7 protein-coding genes and 1 pseudogene are annotated in these 5,070 nt (G+C 49.7%); all 8 read right to left on the bottom strand.

Annotated features, from left to right (window positions below; translation table 11 throughout):
• Positions 1 to 341, bottom strand: a pseudogene (locus tag M0R33_RS24260) (hypothetical protein); the annotation flags it as partial.
• Positions 341 to 583: a hypothetical protein gene (locus M0R33_RS24255; protein WP_292574538.1), complete on the bottom strand. Its 243-nt coding sequence runs from the start codon at positions 581 to 583 to the stop codon at positions 341 to 343. The gene M0R33_RS24255 and the pseudogene M0R33_RS24260, both read right to left, overlap by 1 nt.
• Positions 584 to 693: 110 nt before the next feature.
• Positions 694 to 1,416: a hypothetical protein gene (locus tag M0R33_RS24250; protein ID WP_292574537.1), complete on the bottom strand. Its 723-nt coding sequence runs from the start codon at positions 1,414 to 1,416 to the stop codon at positions 694 to 696.
• Complete coding sequence (locus tag M0R33_RS24245) at positions 1,413 to 1,649, bottom strand: DUF6290 family protein (RefSeq protein ID WP_292574536.1); 237 nt, start codon at positions 1,647 to 1,649, stop codon at positions 1,413 to 1,415. Before M0R33_RS24245 ends, M0R33_RS24250 begins: the two co-directional genes overlap by 4 nt.
• A gap of 46 nt (positions 1,650 to 1,695) precedes the next feature.
• On the bottom strand, positions 1,696 to 2,097 hold the full coding sequence (locus tag M0R33_RS24240) for a PIN domain-containing protein (protein ID WP_292574535.1): 402 nt from the start codon (positions 2,095 to 2,097) through the stop codon (positions 1,696 to 1,698).
• The gene (locus tag M0R33_RS24235) at positions 2,087 to 2,284 is read right to left on the bottom strand and encodes a hypothetical protein (RefSeq protein WP_292574534.1); all 198 of its coding nucleotides are present in this window, start codon (positions 2,282 to 2,284) and stop codon (positions 2,087 to 2,089) included. The genes M0R33_RS24240 and M0R33_RS24235 overlap by 11 nt, the downstream gene beginning before the upstream one ends.
• An 18-nt stretch (positions 2,285 to 2,302) precedes the next feature.
• Positions 2,303 to 3,421: a site-specific integrase gene (locus M0R33_RS24230; protein ID WP_292574533.1), complete on the bottom strand. Its 1,119-nt coding sequence runs from the start codon at positions 3,419 to 3,421 to the stop codon at positions 2,303 to 2,305.
• An 804-nt stretch (positions 3,422 to 4,225) separates the two neighbouring features.
• On the bottom strand, positions 4,226 to 4,906 hold the full coding sequence (locus M0R33_RS24225; protein ID WP_366044701.1) for a group II intron maturase-specific domain-containing protein: 681 nt from the start codon (positions 4,904 to 4,906) through the stop codon (positions 4,226 to 4,228).
• Positions 4,907 to 5,070 lie beyond the last annotated feature (164 nt).

The following is a 5,070-nucleotide window of genomic DNA, read 5'->3' as shown; positions in this document are numbered from 1 at the left end:
CAGATGGATAGCGCACGTTTGGCGGCCTGATCCTGTTTGGCGGCGGCTTCGGCTTGACGTTTGCGCCGTTCGCGTTCTATCCGGGCGCGTTCTCGCTTTGTGAGCGGTTTAGGTTTGCTGTCATTGTCCAGGAAGAAAGACCGGCGTTCGCCGGTTTTCCAGTTCTGACAATAGCCGCCTTTGCCATCAGCAAAAACCTTGATACGGCCCGCGCCGTTACCGCGTTTACCGTCCTCAGCATCCACCACATGGAATCTATCCGGCTCAAACGATTTAGGACAACAAAGGCCCAGCTCGACCAGCGCCGCCCGCGCAGCGTCCTCGATATGCAAAAAGGCCATTACTTGCCACCTTGGTTTTGCGCCTCAAGCCAAGCAAAATATTTATCTTCCCGAATCAAAACCCGGCGGCCATTGCGAACAATAGCCCCGGATTTTTTCAGGCCGTTGGTATTCTCATAAAAGATTTGGTGGCGCAGAGTCCCCAGCGGAAAGGCGGGGTGTTTGGCTGTAAATTGCTGAACGGTGAAATAGTGCGGCGCAACTGGTGCGGCAGGCTGGCTTTGTTCGGTTTGTTGGTTCATGGTTTCCCCTGATTCTAGGATTTTCGAGAATCACCGGGGATTGTTTCCCCGGCTTGGGGCGCATTGTGTTAGGTTGTTTTTTTAGTGTTCTTATCGGGTCTTAGTTGGCCTTATCCGATCTTATCCAGTGTGTTTAACCTGCTGTTATACTTTTTGGAGAACATTTGATAATCCAGCTCTTCGCCGCCGTTCATGGTAATTCTGGCCGTTTTTCGTTCGCCGGTACGTTTTTTTATCAAGTCTGATTGATATTTGCCCGCGAAAATTTCGCCCCAAGCTTGTTTTGCTGAAATGGTCACGGTATCGCCGGGCTTTATGCCATTCCAATCAAGATAGTCATAAATCAGCATCAAGGATTCTGTTTTATCGCGGGACTTCGAAATTAAGACTTTGGTTTTATCTTGCGGGCTAGAGTCAGAAGCACTTTCCCACGCTTTCACATACATGGACGGCTTCAAATTATTCTTAATAAGCCAGCCAATAAAAGAACTTGCTCGATGAACCGTTTCTATAATGTCATCGCCATTTTGGTCAGGATACATAATCGCAGCAGTAACCATTCGATCTGTAATTATTTCACCTGCTCCTTTGTTGACTGTGCTCAATCTTCGCCCAATATCCCGGCAATTCGGGCTTCTTCTATTTATTTCTCCTTCTAGCAAATCCGCTTCTATGGCTTTTTGTATCGCTTTTTGACTAACCGAGTTTTCCGGCTCTTGTAGTATTCCCAAATCACAAGCATTAAAAATATCCGGCCATCCATTGCACCACTGATGTTCTGGAATGCCTAAAATTTGTGCGGCCTTGTACCAATCCAGAATCTTGGCGCTCATCGATAAACCTCTTTTCGGTGACCAAAAGTCTTCACCACGTCATCAAGGCTATGGGAAATCTTGCCACCATCCAGATAGGATTGATAAGCGGCCTCGGCCCGTTTCGCGTCTTGGCAATCTTCCAGGTATTCACGCAAGGCCGCCTTAACCAATTGTGCCGGGCTTAGGTGCTGCTCACTTGCCAACTGGTTCAATATGTCGGCGGTTTCGTCGTCAAGTTCTAATGTCATCATGGCTTGATTTCGTGGGGCTGATCGTTAAAAGCGGCGGCTGTTACCATCACAAAAATGGATTGATGATTTTCAACTTGCCGTCAATCACTTGGCCGTGCTGCAAATCCTCGGAATATAAAACCGTACAATCGGCTTGCAAGGCTGCGGCAACAATCAGGCTGTCGTAATGTGAGAAACCGTAACGCTGGGCAATGCCGAGTCCTCCGCGTAGGGTGTCTAACGTCAACGGCTGCAAACGGCAACAGACTTGGCTGAGCCTATCCACGACTTTGACAACGGCATTGATATCAAAGCCCAATTTACGGCGCATGGTGTTGGCGGTTTCGCTCAAAACTTGAACAGACATGACCGGACTATCGGCCAAAATCGTTAGCACCACGCCGCGCTTGGCTTCATCCTTACCAAGGCTGTAAATGACGATATTGGTGTCGATAAACTTACCGGGCATTAGCTTCGTCTCGGTCAAACTTGAAGCCGCTCAAGTCGGTCTGGTAGGGCTTGAAAAACTCATCAAGCTGCTTTCGCCGCTCATCGGCCTGCTTAGCTTTTAAATGCTCGACAAAATCCAGCACCTTGGCGGCTTGTTGGTCTGACAAGTCTTTTACTGCATCAAATACTTTTTCGGCGATGGTCATAATGGTTGTTCCTGATATTTATAGAGCTGTGCCCAAAATCTTGGCGTTCATGCTGGCTAGCACGTTACTAACGTGGCTGTCTGATAGGTGGGAGTAGCGCCGCACCATTTGCAAAGTCTTATGCCCGAGAATTTCCGCGATTTCCGCCAGGCTTGCACCATTCATGGCTAAATAGCTGGCGGTGGTGTGGCGTAGGTCATGCCAGCGAAAATCAATCACTTCGGCCCGTTTTAGGGCAGTCGCCCAAGCCTTTTTAAGCTCTATCGGTTGTTGTGGGCATTCCGGGGACGGAAACACTAAAGCGGTATCCAGTCGCCGCACCTTGGCAGGTTCGCGCATCACTTGCAGCGCCACGCCCACGACCGGCACCCGCCGCCGCTCGCCGTTCTTGGTGCTATGCAAAACAATCGCGCCCTGTTCCAGCATCACCACGCCCCACGCAGTTTCAGCCGGTGGCTGTGTCGGCACCCGCCAATAAAGGTTCATCAATTCGCCTTGCCTCATGCCGGTTGATAACGCCAGGATATAAGCCGGATAAAGCAAAGGGTTTGCCGATTCCTTGCAAGCCTCCGTCAATCGCTCCCGTTCTTGGTCGTCCAGATAACGCACCCGGCCCGGCGGCAGTTCCGGCATTTCTACGCGCCGATCCCTAAGCGGGCTTTGTTCTAACCATTGCCATTCGTTGACGGCATATTTCAAGACGTTTTGCACCACACCAAAATATTTCTTAACTGAATCCGCCGAAAAGGGCTTGCCGGTTTTGCTGGTACGTTTAAGTAGTTTGTCCCTGCACTGGGCAAACAGTGGGCTTTGAAGGTCGGCCATGACGTGAACGCCCTGCTCTTCACGCCACCAAACCAGAATAGCCCGCCGGTTACGTTGTTCCTTAGTGGTAAATTTGACGGGTAGCACGTCGCTTAAATAGCGGTCGATAGCATCCGCGAAGGTGTGCTTTTTGGCTTCTGTGGTTTTGAAGTGGCGGCCTTCCCTAATGGCGCTTTCTGTTGAAGACGCCCATTTTTTAGCATCGGTTAGCCGTTTAAAAGTTGCGGTTTGCAGCGGGTAACCTTTGAGCCGAACCCGCACAAAATAGGACGTTTCGCCCTCGTCGGATAGACGCTTAGTAATGCTTGCCATCGTTGCCCCCTTTGGACAGCAACCGGCAATTTGATATGATGTTTTTAGCCATTGCTTAACCCAGCGCGTTAAGTGAATCGGTCAGGGCTTGGTTGTGTTGGTAGCACTTCCAAGCTCGTTTTAATTATGTCTCCCGATTATAATTTGATGATCCAAAATGATCCACTGGTGATCCACTGAACTATAAAAAACGTCGTTTTTTCTCGATAAACCCCAACAACAAAAACAACACAACCTATTGATTTTATTTAACTATAATTACCGAGAATTACCGAGGGTTTTTGATAATTACGCTCTCCTAAGGGGCAGGTCGGACGTTCGAATCGTCTCCGGGACGCCAATAAATTCAATGACCTAATCGTCTTTTAGCTTCATACAATTTTGAACTCCGTGTAATTGGAACAACATTACCCGTGCCATCCTAATTTCATTTAGCAGCATCAAGACCACAATACCGACTCTCAAGCTTATCCATAGCAGCGCGGATATGTTCGCCGTTTTGATGATCATAACAAACAACCAGTTGCAGGGACTTATGCACGGTGGGCAAATCGACTCCAGCTTGAACAAGGTGCGTAATCGCAGTATGTCGATGATGGCGGCATCGATCATACGGGTGACAAGCAATATGACTTGAGCAACATCGATTTGGAGAAACTCCGCGACGATTTTGCTAAAAAGGTCAAACGCAAAGCCACCGTGTTACACGGATATTTTCGAATTAATCGGGATAGGAAGAAGCCTCGCGGCTCCTCCCTCCCACACCACCGGGCATACGGATCACGTACACGGCGGTTCAATGATTCATGCCTGCCGCTCCGCCAAGGCGGGCAGCCCCATTTGTGCAAATACCTTCACCGACAAAGCCAGCGATAACGCCGGGGTCTTCGATAAACGCCACGGGCCATGCGCACTTTTGCTGGTGTTCCAGGCTTCTCGCACGGAGACACCTCGTTTGCGTAATTCTCGATAGCCGGCTCGACCCCATTGTTTCCAGATATAGCAGCGTAGCTTCCGTCGTATCCATTTGTCGATGTCGCGCAGAGGGCTCATCACTTCGGCAATGCCGAAGTAGGCTTTCCAACCAAGCAGGGCTTTTCTTAATTCTGCGATAATCTGTTCCAAACGGCGGCCTCGGGTACGACGGGTCAGTTCGCGAATACGGTCTTTGAGTTTGTCCATAGCCTGATCGGCCACTTTCAGTTTACTCCGGTTGCGACTGACGGTGAAGCCCAAGAACTTTCGGTTATAAGGACGATCCACCGCGCTTTTGAGCGGATTGACTGTGAGCTTCAGCCTATCACTCAGCCAGCGTGTTACGCTTGCCATCACCCTTTCACCCGCACGCTTACTTTTGACGACGATGTTGCAGTCGTCAGCATAACGGGCAAAACGGTGGCCGCGCCTGTCCAGTTCCCAATCCAGTTCATTCAATACCACGTTAGCTAACAGCGGTGACAACGGCCCACCCTGTGGAACCCCCATAGTGCAGGGCTTAAGGGTTTCCCCTATTTGGATGCCTATCTTCAGGCCCCCCGCGTCAAAATAGTTGTCGCCTCAAATTTTTAGAACCCTTTAAATTTGAGATAAAAAATGAATCTTTCCAAGAAACAGTATTCTGACGAGTTCAGAGAGCAAGCCCTGGCAAA

The organism is Methylomonas sp., assembly GCF_023228165.1.
GTDB lineage: Bacteria > Pseudomonadota > Gammaproteobacteria > Methylococcales > Methylomonadaceae > Methylomonas.
This window is presented reverse-complemented; position numbering and strand designations above follow the sequence as displayed.